This window comes from Flavobacterium sp. PS2, assembly GCF_046250155.1.
Classification (GTDB): Bacteria; Bacteroidota; Bacteroidia; order Flavobacteriales; family Flavobacteriaceae; genus Flavobacterium.
Genome location: NZ_CP176426.1, coordinates 3,874,459 through 3,889,988 on the forward strand (window position 1 = coordinate 3,874,459; position 15,530 = coordinate 3,889,988).

General features: G+C 31.7%; 11 protein-coding genes and 1 other RNA gene. 9 read left to right on the forward strand and 3 right to left on the reverse strand.

Features of this window, described 5'->3' with window-relative positions; translation table 11 throughout:
• Positions 1-68: 68 nt before the first annotated feature.
• Positions 69-1,265: a serine hydrolase domain-containing protein gene (locus tag ACJ6WR_RS17105; RefSeq protein WP_409415919.1), complete on the forward strand. Its 1,197-nt coding sequence runs from the start codon at positions 69-71 to the stop codon at positions 1,263-1,265.
• Between the two features lie 117 nt (positions 1,266-1,382).
• Positions 1,383-1,779, forward strand: a transfer-messenger RNA (tmRNA) gene (ssrA, locus tag ACJ6WR_RS17110).
• 187 nt (positions 1,780-1,966) lie between these two features.
• Here the strand turns inward: ssrA and ACJ6WR_RS17115 are convergent.
• The 3 genes from ACJ6WR_RS17115 to ACJ6WR_RS17125 form a co-directional block, all read right to left on the reverse strand.
• Positions 1,967-2,131: a PTS sugar transporter subunit IIBC gene (locus ACJ6WR_RS17115; RefSeq protein WP_409415920.1), complete on the reverse strand. Its 165-nt coding sequence runs from the start codon at positions 2,129-2,131 to the stop codon at positions 1,967-1,969.
• Complete coding sequence (locus tag ACJ6WR_RS17120; protein WP_409415921.1) at positions 2,128-2,562, reverse strand: hypothetical protein; 435 nt, start codon at positions 2,560-2,562, stop codon at positions 2,128-2,130. Before ACJ6WR_RS17120 ends, ACJ6WR_RS17115 begins: the two co-directional genes overlap by 4 nt.
• A 70-nt stretch (positions 2,563-2,632) precedes the next feature.
• Positions 2,633-3,607, reverse strand: a complete 975-nt coding sequence (locus tag ACJ6WR_RS17125) for a recombinase family protein (protein ID WP_409415922.1) — start codon at positions 3,605-3,607, stop codon at positions 2,633-2,635.
• A 284-nt stretch (positions 3,608-3,891) separates the two neighbouring features.
• Between ACJ6WR_RS17125 and ACJ6WR_RS17130 the strand changes: the two genes are divergently transcribed.
• The 7 genes from ACJ6WR_RS17130 (at position 3,892) to ACJ6WR_RS17160 (ending at position 14,892) form a co-directional block, all read left to right on the forward strand.
• Entirely contained in the window at positions 3,892-5,010 is a 1,119-nt protein-coding gene (locus ACJ6WR_RS17130) for a DUF4238 domain-containing protein (protein WP_409415923.1), read from the forward strand.
• Between the two features lie 292 nt (positions 5,011-5,302).
• Positions 5,303-6,163, forward strand: a complete 861-nt coding sequence (locus ACJ6WR_RS17135) for a glycosyltransferase family 32 protein (RefSeq protein ID WP_409415924.1) — start codon at positions 5,303-5,305, stop codon at positions 6,161-6,163.
• Entirely contained in the window at positions 6,163-8,349 is a 2,187-nt protein-coding gene (locus tag ACJ6WR_RS17140) for a family 16 glycosylhydrolase (RefSeq protein ID WP_409415925.1), read from the forward strand. Before ACJ6WR_RS17135 ends, ACJ6WR_RS17140 begins: the two co-directional genes overlap by 1 nt.
• 39 nt (positions 8,350-8,388) lie before the next feature.
• Positions 8,389-10,020 carry a carbamoyltransferase C-terminal domain-containing protein gene (locus tag ACJ6WR_RS17145; RefSeq protein ID WP_409415926.1) on the forward strand — a complete coding sequence of 544 codons (1,632 nt, stop codon included), beginning with the start codon at positions 8,389-8,391 and terminating at the stop codon, positions 10,018-10,020.
• A 148-nt stretch (positions 10,021-10,168) separates the two neighbouring features.
• Positions 10,169-12,211, forward strand: coding sequence for an ATP-dependent nuclease (locus ACJ6WR_RS17150; protein ID WP_409415927.1), 2,043 nt, complete (start codon positions 10,169-10,171; stop codon positions 12,209-12,211).
• Between the two features lie 4 nt (positions 12,212-12,215).
• Positions 12,216-14,255 (forward strand): UvrD-helicase domain-containing protein, encoded by a 2,040-nt coding sequence (locus tag ACJ6WR_RS17155; RefSeq protein ID WP_409415928.1) that lies wholly within the window; start codon positions 12,216-12,218, stop codon positions 14,253-14,255.
• A 187-nt stretch (positions 14,256-14,442) separates the two neighbouring features.
• A complete protein-coding gene (locus tag ACJ6WR_RS17160; protein WP_409415929.1) occupies positions 14,443-14,892 on the forward strand; it encodes a hypothetical protein in 450 nt (149 codons plus the stop codon).
• Positions 14,893-15,530 lie beyond the last annotated feature (638 nt).

Genomic DNA, 15,530 nt, shown 5'->3' on the forward strand with positions numbered 1-15,530 from the left:
TTTGCTTCAAAAACACAAATAAACAAAAGTATTCAATTCTATATATTTGTTTTCCTAGAATCCCACACATGAATTTCATTAAAAAAGCAAATATACCACAAATCCTTTTCCTTATTTTAGTTTTAAGCTCTTGCGGAAAAGATAAAAATACAAATGCAACCACAGCCGATATAGTAGAAGATACACTCCCTAAAATGAAGCCAATGCTTCAGGAAAAAAAACTGCCTGCAAATTATGTAACAGCTATAAAAAACAGAGTCGATTATTTTTATAATAGAAACTGGCCAAACAATACCATGAACGGAAGTTTTTTGGTAGCAAGAAATGGTGAGATTATTTATGAAAAATACGAGGGTTACGCAAATAAAAACGAAAAGACAGAAATAAATAAAGATACGCCGTTGCATATTGCTTCGGTAAGTAAAGTACTTACAGCAACTGCAGTTTTAAAATTGGTTAACGCTGGAAAAATTGACTTGGATCAGAAAGTAAATACAATCTTAAAAACATTTCCTTATCCAGATGTAACAGTAAGAATGCTGTTAAACCATAGAAGTGGAATGCGTAATTATGCTTATTTTACAGATAGAGATAAATCGATTTGGGACAGACACAACCAGTTAACCAATCAGGACATCCTAAATATCATGGCAACAAAAGATATTGGTTTAGAGTATAAAACCGATACGCGTTTTACATACTGTAATACCAATTATGCTATGTTGGCACTAATTATCGAAAAAATTACTGGGCTTAAGTATAAAGATGCAATGTCTCAGATGATTTTTAAGCCATTGGGTATGACACATAGTTATGTTTTTGATATTGACAAAGACAGAAAAACTGCCGTTCCGTCTTATAAAGGAAATAATGTCGAAATAGGAATCGATTATCTGGATGCCGTTTACGGAGATAAAAATGTTTATTCTACGCCTCGTGATTTATTAAAATTTGACAGAGCCAGAAATGCTCCAGGTTTCTTAAAACCAGCATTACTTAAGGAAGTTTACGAAGGATATAGTAATGAACGTAAAGGCGAGAAAAACTATGGGCTTGGTATCAGAATGATTAATTGGTACTCAGGACAACACTTTTATTTTCATAATGGGTGGTGGCATGGTAATACCTCATCATATATAACATTGCAAAAAGAGAATGTTACGATTATAGCTTTATCTAATAAGTTTACTCGTAAAACATATGCGGTTCGTAAACTGGCACCAATTTTTGGAGATTATCCTTTTGTTTTTAAAGACATCGAATAATAAATTGTAGTTCTAAATTTGGCATAAAAATTGAAATAAATATTTTTGATAATTAATGTCAAATGATGGTTCAAAAAGCGTAATTTTGCAATCTCAATTTTTTATTGAAAAAGAAATGGGGTCGACTGGTTTTGACAGCAAGTCGAATTGAACAGTAAGCACGTCGAGCATTGAGACCTTGCTCGTAAATATAAGATCTTACAATTTTACACGGCGAAAATAACTACGCTTTAGCTGCATAATCCGAATTATAGTAAGATTAAGCCACGTTCCTATCAGATAGGAAAGCTGGATTCTCCTTGAAAGCCTTGGTTTGTGGCGGTCAGTACAGGGGAACCGTAAAAATAAACCTAGATTTCCATGAGCTTCGGGTGGATTTCGAAATTAAGAAGATAAGTGTTGAGTGGTTGTTCCTGACCTAGCTTAACAACGAAAATCCAATCAGGAAATAAACGTGTAGAAAGCTCTTTAGTTGCTTGTTTGGACCCGAGTTCGATTCTCGGCGACTCCACTTAAGGAGACAACTAGTTAATAGTTGTCTCTTTTTTTATACCCATAAATATCCATTTATCAACCTTTTACAGCCTGATATTTTATGGTTCGATTTTTTCACGAGGAATCCTTAGTCTGTTTAAAATAAACAGTCTCAAAGCAGTTCAATTAGAGATATAATCGGGTCTGAATAATGATTCGAAGTCCCGTTAAGGATATAGTATTTTTTTCTCTCTGGGTTTATCGTAATTTTTTGATACTAAATATAACAATTCCAATATAATTTTGGCTTCATCTTCGTTTATCTGAATGCTGCTCTTAGAAAGAATGGCAATTGCTTTTTCTATTGAAACATTCTTATCAATAAAGTTCATCTTTTTTCAGTTTTTCGGTTATCTTTTTTTGATAGTATTTTTAAAAATGCTTGATTTAAACCTAAAGATAGATCTCCAGTTTTAAAATCAACATCAGTCGGTGGAATAAGATTTACAAGATGTCTTTTGTCTGAGGAGTCAAATTCAGAAAATCTTTGAAAGATTTCGACTAATGCTTTCTCTTCTACTTGATTTTTTTTATCAATAGCTCTTAATTTAATAAAAATATCACGTGCTTCCTTTTTAAGGTTTTTTGTGCTGACTTGATTCTCTTTTTTTAATTCCTTGTAGTCATCAAGTTTTAATATTCCGGCAATAAATAATTTTCTACCTCGAGAAAGTGTTAGCTCCTCGTCTTTTATTTTTCTCTCTAATACTTTCTGAGCATATAAATAACTTGCTTTCTGTGTCTTTATATTCTGGTCTTCCAATATGTTTCTGAATAATTCAATTGTATTATTTGAGAGTATCAATTGTTGAAGTTTATTTTGATAACAATCATTAAGAAATACAGCACGCTATTCTTGTTCTGCAGCCATCACGGCAATGGTAGTATGGATATTTTTTTAATCTACCTTTTGAAAAACTTCCGAGAAGTTTTCGATCACAAACTGGACAGATTATAAACTCCTTAAGAAAAAACATTGATTGCAAATCATAATTTTTAGAAGTAGTTTTTCTTTTGGTATTAATAACCGATTGAACCTGATTAAACAAAGCTTCTGATATCAATGGTTCGTGTAAACCTTTTACCAATTGCTCTTCACCAGAGTCAAGTTTAACTGGTATAAGTCCACTATAAACTGGATTGTGCAAAATCCTGAAAAAGTGTGATTTTGAACATAGTAATCCTTTATCATTAGCAATTTTCATGATTTGGGATATTTTATGATTGTTTTTGGCAACCTGATAAAAAGCCCATTTTATAATTCCTGCTTCAGGCTCTTTAAGAACGATACCTTTTTTGCCATCTAATAATGTCAAATTGATAAATCCTAATGGTGCCTTACTAGGATATCTCCCCATCAGTTTTGCTCGACGAATACCGTTCGAAGTATTTTGCGCTCTCCTGGCATTTTCTGCTTCGGGAACAGCTAAATATACAGCCAGCATAACTGTGCTTTCCGGCACAGAGAAATCAATTGGCTGGTCAATAGCTTTTGCTGTCGTTTTATATTTCCGAAGCTTTCCAATCATTTCGTAAGCATATTCAATATTACGACTGAATCGATCCCATTTGATAAATAGAATATTTTTATCTTCTCCTGATGATTTCTTTTTAATTTCTGAAAATAATCGGTTCCATTCTGGTCTATTAAAATTCTTCGCAGAGAAATCTTCGCGGTATATTCCTTTGACTTCGATATCATAATATTTACAATACTTTAATAGCCTGTCCTCCTGCTCTGGTAAGGAGTAACCTTTTCTTTTTTGTTCGTCCGTACTTACACGAACGTATAAATAGGCTGACTTCATATAACTAATACTTTAATTTCATTTACTATTGAACATTTTTAAACACATCAAATGATTGATTACAAGAAATCATTCCATACACTTTTAAGTAAAACGCCATAAACAACAAAAACATATTTAATTAATTAAAAATCAACAATATATTTTCTTACAATATAGTATTGAAACATTTTAATTGATATATTTAAACAGCATAACTACATCAATTTAAACATCCATGAAGATTAGAGTAAATATTACGTATTAAATTAAACAATAAAAAATGCTTTGACATAGAATATAAAATGGCACAGAAAAGAAAACAGATTCCAAAAATCCAGCATTTCGTTCCACAATTTTTCCAGCGTTTCTTCTCTTTTGATAATAATGGGAAAACTATTGGCATGTTTGAGACCAATAGAAATGTTTTTAAAAGTCATGTAAAAATATCCTCGCATCTAGGCAAAAAATACTTTTATGGACGTGATGGGGAGCTTGAAGAGTGGCTTGCAAAGCTCGAATCAGATTCTGCACCAATCTTTAAAGAAATGTGGGAAAAAGAAAAACTGCCTATTCCACGAAGTACCAATCATTTTAAAATGCTGCACTTTCTTATTGTTTTGGATATTCGAAATCCCATCCATTTTAAAATTCTAAAAAATTTTGAACAAAAACTTCCATACACTAAGTCCAAAATAAGTGAAGGAAATCTCTCTAACGATATGATACCTGGATTACAGGAACAACAATCCGATAAGGGAAAACTAAGTTCATTAAAGTCTGCCGAATTGCTGGTGCCTGATCTTTTAAACCTGAAATATAAGCTCATTAAAAATAAAACCTCAAGTCCTTTTATTATTTCGGATAATCCGCTTATCATGTACAATCAGTTTTTAGAAAAAAGAAACTGGAAATTTGGCAGCCAGAGAGATTTTGGACTAAAAGGACTGCAGCTGTTCCTGCCGCTAAATGATTCGTATATGTTAGCTGTATATGATTCCAATATCTATAAACTCGGAAACAAAAAAGAGCATATAGTATCGATAGATGATAAAAAGAGTATTGACCAGCTTAACCTCCTGCAATTTCTCAATTCTGAAAACACTGTTAATTTCAATCACAAAGTTACCGAGCATTATATCATGACTCTGCAAGAAAAATCTATGAAGTATAAAAAAGCCAATGATGAGTTTATTAGTGTGCATGAAATAAAAGTTCCGAAAGGTAATGATAACCTTACAGCACAAATGATTGAAATGGGAGTATCAGACTTGAATATTAGACTTACTCTTCAGAAATTAAATTTTATCTCAAAATCTTACGCTGTTAAACTGCATAAGATTTCAGATCAATATAGAGAAAATGTTAAATTCAAAGGACAGACTTACAAAGTCTATACCATTACAACTATTGAAGAAAATTAAAAAAAAATAATCACCTTGCATAAAAATTGTTTTAATACGGAAAATACAATATCTCATAACAGGTATTTATACGCATAGGGGATTTACTTTAAATTGTATTTTTGATTTAAAAATATCTGTATCACAATGATTTTAAGAGAAAAAGAAATCACAGTTACGGTTTTCCGTAAAAAACTTAAATTTAAAATTCTGACATTTGCTTTTAAAGCTTGTGATTCTGTGGTATTATAATAAGTTTCAAATCCCAGACCAAAGATTACCACTTTAAATGATAAATTAATTAAATTAACGTATGAATTTTGAACAAAACAGCAAAGAAGATCCCTTATCTAAGAGTGAGCGTGATCGCTCCAATTTCATTAAAGAATTTGTTCAAGGTTACAAAGAGCCGAATCAAATAATCAAAATTTATGACACTGAAATACCTAAACAGATAGTACATTTTTGGGATGATTTAACTCAATTGCCACCAGACGTCAAAGAGTGCATGGAGTCTTGGAGAATACTTGAAAAATCGGGATTCAGCCTTCAAATTTTTGATGAGAATTCAGCTCGAGAATTTATAAACACACATTTAGGTCCTAGATTTGTTCAAGCTTTCAATAACTGCTATCACCCGTCAATGAAATCTGATTATTTTCGATATAGTTACATATTTGTAAAAGGAGGATTTTACATAGACAGCGACGACGTATATCATGGTAAATCAATAGATTACCTCTTTAAGGATGGTAGATTAAAACTACAACCTTTCTGCTACGATATTGAAACAGCGCAAATGATTTCTTCTTCTAATTTTGTTAAATCTGGAGCAAATAAATGGGGGTGGATTTTCTATTTCAATACTACACCATTAATCGCTGCTCGAAATCACCCTATTGTAGAGCGAGTTTTACTTAATGCTACGCTTGCCCTTGAACAAGATCAAAAGGAATTACCAGAGGTTCAAGCAACCACAGGGCCTGGCATTTTAACTACATCAATACAAGAAATAATTTCTGAGGAAAAACATCCAGAAAGAACGATGCTAGTACTGCATGATTGGGAGAATATCTCCACCAGTAAGTGGCATCTCAGCTATCGAAACGATAAAAGAAACTGGAGACTTTCGAATCAGCAGATCTATAAAACCTCAAAATCAACCGATGAATAATGAATCTATCATCACAACGTACCAAAATTGTCAAACATATTTTTACATTTTGGCTAACAACACGAAGAATAATTCCTAAAAACAAGTGCATAGCATTCGGTTCAAAAACAGAAAAAGATTATCCACTTATAGAAAAAGTTTATGTTATTAACCTTGATCGTGAACCAGGTCGCTGGACTAAAATAAAGAAAGAGCTAAGACAAATTTTAGACGTTCAAGGAACAAATCTTACAAAAATTACCGAACGAATTGCAGCAGTAGACGCTAACGCATTTACAGAAGAACCAGAGAAAGACCATGAAGTTGATCCGTTTTACACACTTGGTGATCAGCTTTTTGTTGAACCTCAGCCCTCTACACTTCCTACTCAAGTAGAATTAAACCTTCCTATCCGAATGAGCAGAGCTGAATCTGCTGTTTCTAGATCACACATAAAGATTTGGGAACAGGTTGTCGCTAGTAAGTATGAGTATTCACTAATACTAGAAGATGATATTTGGTTCCATTCAAATTTTGCATCAAATCTTAACAAAGTATGGAACGATGTGATTTTAAATGATGATATAAAAGGAAGTTTTGATGTACTTTACTTGTCTTATCATGAAGTAAGACATGGCGCGCCTAAAACTTTTCTGTCTAAGCATTTGTTTCGTCCAGAACGTGGTCTTTGGCACTTATCTGGATATGTGATTTCTCGTGAAGGTGCAAAAAAACTTATTAGTTTACTTCCAAGTCGAGGTCCAATTGATCTTTGGATTAATCATCAATTTGAAAGTTTAAATGTCATTGTGTCAAGACAATCTCTTATTGGACAGCGTATGGATATTACATCTTCCAATTCTTATTCTATACTGCCAACCCTTACAAAAATAGGAGCAATTACAAGTGAGGGAGCTTCCTTATTTAATATACGCCCTATAGAAAAACCTGTGTTCGTTTTAGGTACTGAAGGCTCAGGAAATACCTCAGTAGCGATGGCTTTATCTATGTTAGGATATAGATGCTGCAGTGATTTGAAAGATCTACCAATTTCTGAAATGACTCGACTTCTTGATGGAAGAGATGATCGGATTTTCGATGCATATGTAAATATCGGCTCATTAAATACTATCCTTACAGAGCTTATAATTCGTTATCCAAAAGGAAAATTTATTCTTACTTCAAAAAAGCAAGCGAAAATGGATTCTGCTTTTCTTGAATTAAATCAAAACTTAAAAGGAACTGACTTTACAATACTTTTTGCTGATGACCCAAATAAATGGCAGACCATATGTAAACATTTAAGGTGTGCCCCCCCAAGAAGCTGCTATCCCGAACTAAAAGATATTGGACAAAGACCGATTCTCGAAGAAAAAAATGGATTTAATCAAAAAGTTAAATTCAAAAAAACGAGACATGATAATTCACCTTGGCTTGTCGAATCTAAAAAGTGGTGGCAGGGAATAAATTCCCTCACGACAGAATTAAAGTCTGATAAAAATGAAAACACGGTTAAAATTAACGATTCATTTGAATCCCTAGATACAAGGTACTGGGTAACAAGAAGTGACACTTTTACAGATAACTTAGCACTATTCCGTCCAGCCAACGTAAAGTGCGTTTCAGGATTAGGAGCGGTACTTTCTATTAAGAAAGAATCCCTTGGTGTTAGAAATTACTCAGCAGCATCCATTTGTAGTACAGATCAATACTTATATGGAAAGTTTGAAGCTACCATCCAGGCATCTAATGTACCAGGTGTAATTACAGGTTTCTTTCTCTATCGAAATTCACCAAGACAAGAAATAGATATTGAAATAGTTGGTAATCAACCGAATCGCCTTTTAATTAATGTTTTTTATAATCCAGGTGATGAAGGCGCAAAATTTGACTATGGCTATAGAGGCTCACCAAGTTATATTGACCTTGGGTTTGATGCATCGAAAGAAAGTCATCGATATGCGATCCAATGGGGACCAAATGAAATACAATGGCTTGTTGACGATAAAATTGTTCATAAGCGAGTTGTCTGGAATCCTTCTCCTATTCCTCATCTTCCAATGACACTACATGCCAATAATTGGATAACACGCTCTTCTAAACTTGCAGGTAGATTTAAAAATAAAAAACTTCCGACTTCTTCTGTTTTTAACAAGATAGTTATCAACGCAAATAAAGTTATATCTCTGTCTAAAGTCAATATTTAGCAACAATTAAATAGAAACTAAAAAAATTAAATTCGTACTATGAAAATTCTATCATTCAACCCTGCCCATGATGGCACGTTTGCTTATCTTGAAGACGGCAGATTAATTACCTCTGTTGAAGCGGAGAAAGATTCTCATTATCGACATTCACCACTCACAATCCCAGATGTTTTTAGCATTTTTAATGATATAAATGAAATCCCAGATGTACTTTGCAGAGGCGGATGGTGGCCTGGTGACAACAATGCAATAGAGCGGAATACTATTTCAGGTTACCACGGTATTAGTAATTCTAGTATTATAACAAAAAAGCAACATTTATTCGGAAAAGAGATTAACTATTTCTCATCTTCGCACGAACGGTCACATATTCTTTGTGCATTTGGAATGTCGAATCTGCCAAAAGGTACTCCATGTTATGTATTATTATGGGAAGGAGTGATAGGAGCATATTACAAAATAGATAGTAAACTAAACATAATAAAACTTGCAGATGTAATGCCTGAACCAGGACATCGTTATGCATTGCTCTACGGTATTGGTGATCCTACTTTTGATAAAAAAAGTGCAGAGTTTTCACGGTTTTCTGATGCGGGAAAGCTTATGGCTCTAGCTTCTTTCTCAAATCGAAGTAAACCTACGAATGAAGAGGAGAAATTAATATCTTTTTTAATGCAAGATTGCCCACATCTCAAACCAAAGGAGTGTGAAGCCTTCAGGGATTTTAAACATTACAATGTGGGATTACAAGATCCAGAATTTCGAAATTTTGCTGGAATCTTTAGTGATCGCATATTTGATCGCTTTTATGAGTATGCGAAATTGAATTTGGAGAGAAACATGCCATTGTTAATTGTTGGAGGATGTGGATTAAATTGTGATTGGAACACGAAATGGCGAGAAGTTAATTATTTTTCTGAGGTATTTGTACCACCTGTTGCTAACGATTCTGGATCGGCCATTGGGACTGCCATTGATGCACAATTCCATTTTACTGGTAATCCAAAAATTGAATGGAACGTATACTCAGGCCGTGATTTTATCTTTGATGATACGGTCGATATTGAGTTATTTGATGTATATGAAACAAACCATGAACTTGTATCTGAAATGTTGGCTAACGATTTAATCTTGGGATGGGTAAACGGAAAATATGAAATTGGTCCCCGTGCTTTGGGAAATCGGTCGATTCTTGCTGCACCGTTTACGGAAAGTACGCGCATAAGATTGAATGAGATTAAACAGCGTGAACAATTTCGTCCAATTGCACCTATCTGTTTGGAGGAAGATGCCGAGAAATGGTTTAACTGTAACAGACCTAGTCCATTTATGCTTTATACTCAGCTTGTTTCAACAGACGCTTTATCTGCCGTCACACATGTTAATGGAACATCTAGAATTCAGACGGTTACACGTGAAAGCAACAATAATCTTTACGAGTTATTAGTTTCGTTTAAAAAGCGAACAGACTTCGGCGTTTTATGTAATACTTCTTTGAATTTTAATGGTAAAGGATTTATAAACAACATTTCAGACCTCTCTGCTTATACTATAAATCACAAATTGGATGGGTTTGTTGCTGGTGGACGATGTCATTTATTAAAATCATCAAAATACTATCAAAAATTTAAAAGAATGCAAAACTCTAAAGACTATGGACAATTGACTTAATGCAGAGTTCGTTTTATATTTGGGATATTTTAACATCAATTGCTCTAACATAATAAACCAAGAATGATTTAACCTTTGGTCGAAAACAATCTAAACTCAAATCTATTACCATTTAAAAATAAAATAGATTTTAACCTTAACCATTTTTATGTACCTAAAAAAAATTAAAATAAATAACTTTAGAAAATTTCGTGTTGATAACAATGTCGTTGAATTTGTAGACGCCGAAAATTACCTTAAACAAAAAGGTGATGCCATAATTAATATAGCCCCTATAACAACACTTATTGTCGGAAAGAACAATTCTGGTAAAACGACAATAACTAAAGCCTTGGAAAAGCTTATTATTGACAATAAATTCGAAGCAAATGATTTTAATTTTAAATATTTACATATAAAATTAGGAGAATATCAGAATGATTATGATAATCAATTTTTATCTGTAGAACCTCCATTTCTCGAATTTACCCTAACGGTTGGAATTGAACAGAACAGTAGTGATCTTGTCACCAATTTAGTCCCGTTTATGACTTTGGAAAATGTAGCTAATTCCGAATTAGATATTCTTATAAAATATGAATTAGTGGAAAACGAAAATTTCCACAAAGCTATCAAAGATTTATTGGATGAGGGCATTGTTGATAAAATGTTACGATTCAAAAAGTTTGTGGAGCTGCTAAGTGATTCTATAGATTTTAAAATAAAGTACTACAACAGTAATGGCATTGAAGTACCATTTAGAATAAAAGACCTTATAGAAATAAAAGCTATAAAAGCCAATAATGTAGAAAATGAAAAATGCTTATCAAGAGCGTTTAGCAAAATTGTAGAATATCGATATAGATCCACTCAAGGTAAGAGAGACAAAAAGGAACTTGAGCAGATAATAACAGAAATTAACGGGGCACTAAGTTTAAACATCACAGACAAGCACACCAACAGAATTAATACCTCATTAAACGCAATTGAATCTTCAGATAAGTTAGAAATGATCTTAAGTTCTGATATTTCATTTAAGAAATTAATGAATGATCTAATAAAATATGAATATATTGAGTATGGTGATAATATACCAGAAACTCAATTTGGTTTAGGATACACAAACTTGATGATGATCATTGCTGATTTAATTGAATATATGGAAAAATATCCAGAGGATTCTTTCAACAGCAAAGTAAATCTAATATCAATCGAAGAACCGGAAACGTTTATGCATCCTCAAATGCAAGAATTATTTATTAAAAATATAAATGAAGCAATTTCATCGTTGTTGAAAAGCAACAAAAAAAATATAAACAGTCAGCTGATTATTACCACTCACTCATCGCATATCCTGAACAGTAAAATCCACAGTGGTAATTCTTTCAACAATATTAATTATGTCACAACTATAGAACAAAACTCTAATGTAGTTTCACTTAATGACAAAAAAATTACACCACAATTGGGTGATAGCAATAATGAAAATAATTTAAAGTTTTTAAAAAAACATATAAAATATAAAGTTTCAGAACTGTTTTTTTCCGATGCAATTATCTTTGTGGAGGGTATCACTGAAGAAACACTTCTAAGATATTACCTTGATAATGAAACTCAGCTTAATAAATTTTATATCTCTATTTTTAATATAGATGGAGCCCACGGTCTTGTCTATCATGAATTAATAAAATTATTAAAAGTACCAGCTTTAGTAATTACTGATTTGGATATCAAAAGAACTGATTCTGAAAAAGATACTTTTACACAGATTAGTAGTTTAGATAAAAAGACAACAACAAATGCAACGATAAAACAATATAACAAAGAAAAAGAATTATTAACCAAATTACCTTCAACATTAATAAAGGAAAATTTAAAAATAGCATTTCAGGGTCAAATTAACGGATTTTATGCCACCAGTTTCGAAGAAGCCTTTATTCTAACCAATTTCAAAAATCAGATTTTAAATGATACCATCAAGGAATTAAAACCTGACATTTACAGCAGCATTGTAGGTACTAAAATTGATATGGAAGAAATAAAAAATAATTCCTACAAACTGCAACAGAAATTATCTGGATGTAAAAGTGATTTTGCAAATAAATTACTATATAAATATATTACTTCAGATGGAAATGCTGAACTTCCCAAGTTACCCCAATATGTTACTGAAGGATTTAATTGGCTTTCTACTAAATTAAATATTGTCTAAAAATATGAGTTTATCAATTATATCATCAGAGAAAAGAGAACAAGAGATAGATATTCAGCAGGAAATTTTTAATTCAATTGACCAAAATGAAAATATTATATTTAGCTCTGGTGCGGGTTCCGGTAAAACATACTCGCTTGTGGAAAGTTTAAAACATATAATTAATAAACACGGCTCAAGGCTAAAAGTGCATAATCAAAAAATTATTTGCATCACTTATACAAATGTTGCCGTTGAAGAAGTAAAAAACCGTCTTGGAAACAGCGAGCTGGTATTAGTGTCTACAATTCATGAAAGAATATGGGAACTTATTAAAGATTATCAAAAAGAGCTTGTAAAAATTCATCAATTTAAATTGAATGAAGAAATCAGCATCTTAAATAATAAGCTAAATGCAGATAGTAAATTTACTGCATTTAGAAATTTAAGTAACGAGCAAAAATCAAGTTTAGCAGATTTAATGATTTCTCAAACAGAACTTTTTTACAAGAGTCAAGATGAAAATGCGGCTAAATTCAGAGACATATTTGGGGCTCAGCTCAAAGATTTTCCAAACATTCTAAAAAACTATTCCGATTTTAAAGAGCTCATTAAAATTATTTACAAAATAAACAATTATGCATCTTGTTTACAGCATATAGATGCAAAAAAGGAAGGATATTTAAAAGTAAAATACAATGCCTCATACAATTCAGATCGTTTACACTGGATGAGAATCAGCCACGATACTCTTTTAGAATACGGAATTAAAATTATAAAAAGTCATAATGTGCTGCAGCAGATAATAATTGATCAGCATCCCTATTTTTTGATTGATGAATATCAGGACACTGAAAAAACAGTTATTGAAATCATGTCAATTTTGACACAGCGGTCTAAAGAGATTAATCATCCTTTTTTTGTTGGCTACTTCGGAGATCCTGCTCAAAATATATATGATGGGGGAATTGGAAAAAATATTAATAAAGTGCATCCGAATCTTAAAACAATTATCAAACCTTTTAATCGTCGATCTACAGAAGAAGTAGTTAATATTATTAATGCAATACGAAATGATGAAATAAAGCAATCATCAATCTATGATGATTCTAAAGGTGGTAGTGTAAAATTTTATGCTGGGCAAAATGATAAAATTGATGCATTTATAGAGGAATATAAATCTAAATGGAGTATTTCTTTACAAAATAAACTGCACTGTCTTGTATTGACCAACAAAAGTGTTGCTGACTATAGCGGTTTTAGCAATATCTATACCTTCTTTGCAAATACAAAAAAGTATAAGGTTGGTTTCCAGCAATTAAATACAGAACTACTTAGTGACAACCAAGTCAGATTAGGAGAAATTCCGTCTTTTATATATCGCATTCTTGAATTTAAATCAAAATTAAGCCTAAAAAACACACCTGTTCAAGATGTATTAAATAAATACATTTACTCTGATATGGATATAGGACTTTTAAGGGTTTTTATTGCTTCATTAAAAAAAATTAAGGGTAATACCTTACATGAATTATTAGAATCAATTACTAGTATCTACACCTCTATTGAAAACAAAAAATATAAAGAATTAATAAATCAATTATTTGATTTTGAAGGCTTCCCACATAAATCCATAGAAAGCTACCTGTCCGAAATACTTTATCCCAATTTAAAAGAAGAAGATATTGCTGAGACCGCAAAAGCTATTGAAGATTTCTTAAACATTAATCTTAATGAATTTGAATTATGGTATAAATATATCCTAAGGGAAAACGAAACTGAAATAGTCTATCACACTTATCATGGGACAAAAGGGCTTGAATTCGATAATGTTTTAATACTAATGGGTAATGCTTTTGGAAAAAATAAAATGTATTTCAAAAATTTTTTTATGGCTGTACAAAATGGCGCAGAGGAAGATAATGAAGAATTTGAGCAGACAAAAAACCTTTTATATGTAGCATGTTCCAGAGCTATTAAAAATCTGAGAATATTATATCTTGATGATGTTACCGATTTTAAAGCTGCATTGTCAAAGATTTTTTTTGATGTAAAGCCATATTGAATTCTAAGTTAAAACCATAAAAGATGGAAAGCCTGAAAAAATACAATCTACTTTGCACTTAGTGGAAACAGAAATTTAAAAACATCTTTTTCTCAGCAAAATAATATTTAAAGTGAGAAGTAATAATAGAGATTCAAATGATAATTTAAGAATTTTCATATATTTAATAAAACCAAAAATATAAAATATGCCAATAAATTTATCTGATTTCCCTGAAAAAACAATTTACACAATGTATTATCTACATTACACAACCGCAAAAGCTTTAGAATCAAAACCGCAATTAAATGATGAAGAAATTCTTCAACTAGATAGCGCAAGAGCTGCAATGCATACAATTGAAATATATAGTGCTAATAAAAGATCCGAAGGTTTTGCATGGTCACTCCCTAGCCTATTTCAATTCAAAGGTTGGAATCCAACATTTACTTTGGAATTTTATCCAGGTACAGAAAGTTATGAAAAGTATGGTAAAACACTTGTTGTCAATGTAAGGTATAGTGAAGAAGATTTAAAGTATATAATTGAAACACTAAGAACTAATGGTCCACGAATTAATTCAAAATTAAAAGTTTTAAAAATCCATGATTTTACAGAAGATGAAATAAATACTGGCGATATTTATACAGCAGGATAATAATGGACTTCATACTTTTCCGCGATAAAAAGTTATGGCGAAATGTAAAGGTCATCCACACCTTTAAAAAAAGAGATTTTCTAAAAAATATTCAAGGATGCAAAATTCGCTCTTATCTTTATCTCCAATGTTCAAGTACATTATTGTAAACAGATTTGAAAAGAAAGAATAGAGGCAATACAAAGCTTATTTTCATTACTCTTCAAGGTGTTCAACAGTCGAACACCTTGAGTACTTTTTTGAGATAAATTTTAGTATTTAAAAAATCATTTTTTATTCAAAAACAATAAGATCTGACTTAAAATTATGTCTCTTGTAAAGATTTTAAAATTTACATAAAATCTAAAAAAAACCTTTATTTACAAGGATTGGGAGGCTATTCTTTTAAACTATCAAAGAACATTAGTATAGGAATAAGGTGTTCGACTGTGATCCCGGCGACTCCACAAAAAAGGAAGATATTTTAATATCTTCCCTTTTTTTATACCAGGTATTTTTTATTATCAATGAGTAATGATTAAGAACGCTTCTCATTGTAGGTGTTCGACAGATGTTGTTTTGATTGTACAAATTGCTATTGAATACCATATTTATAAATTCCTTTTTTTGTAAAGTGTTTGATTTAGGTATAATAACAG

What these genes read in the sequence shown, in the direction of transcription:
- ACJ6WR_RS17105 (WP_409415919.1), top strand. Translation starts at nt 69, where the DNA reads ATGAATTTCATTAAAAAAGCAAATATACCACAAATCCTTTTCCTTATT.
- ACJ6WR_RS17115 (WP_409415920.1), bottom strand. Translation starts at nt 2,131, where the DNA reads ATGAACTTTATTGATAAGAATGTTTCAATAGAAAAAGCAATTGCCATT.
- ACJ6WR_RS17135 (WP_409415924.1), top strand. Translation starts at nt 5,303, where the DNA reads ATGAATTTTGAACAAAACAGCAAAGAAGATCCCTTATCTAAGAGTGAG.
- ACJ6WR_RS17155 (WP_409415928.1), top strand. Translation starts at nt 12,216, where the DNA reads ATGAGTTTATCAATTATATCATCAGAGAAAAGAGAACAAGAGATAGAT.
- ACJ6WR_RS17125 (WP_409415922.1), bottom strand. Translation starts at nt 3,607, where the DNA reads ATGAAGTCAGCCTATTTATACGTTCGTGTAAGTACGGACGAACAAAAA.
- ACJ6WR_RS17145 (WP_409415926.1), top strand. Translation starts at nt 8,389, where the DNA reads ATGAAAATTCTATCATTCAACCCTGCCCATGATGGCACGTTTGCTTAT.
- ACJ6WR_RS17160 (WP_409415929.1), top strand. Translation starts at nt 14,443, where the DNA reads ATGCCAATAAATTTATCTGATTTCCCTGAAAAAACAATTTACACAATG.
- ACJ6WR_RS17140 (WP_409415925.1), top strand. Translation starts at nt 6,163, where the DNA reads ATGAATCTATCATCACAACGTACCAAAATTGTCAAACATATTTTTACA.
- ACJ6WR_RS17130 (WP_409415923.1), top strand. Translation starts at nt 3,892, where the DNA reads ATGGCACAGAAAAGAAAACAGATTCCAAAAATCCAGCATTTCGTTCCA.
- ACJ6WR_RS17150 (WP_409415927.1), top strand. Translation starts at nt 10,169, where the DNA reads ATGTACCTAAAAAAAATTAAAATAAATAACTTTAGAAAATTTCGTGTT.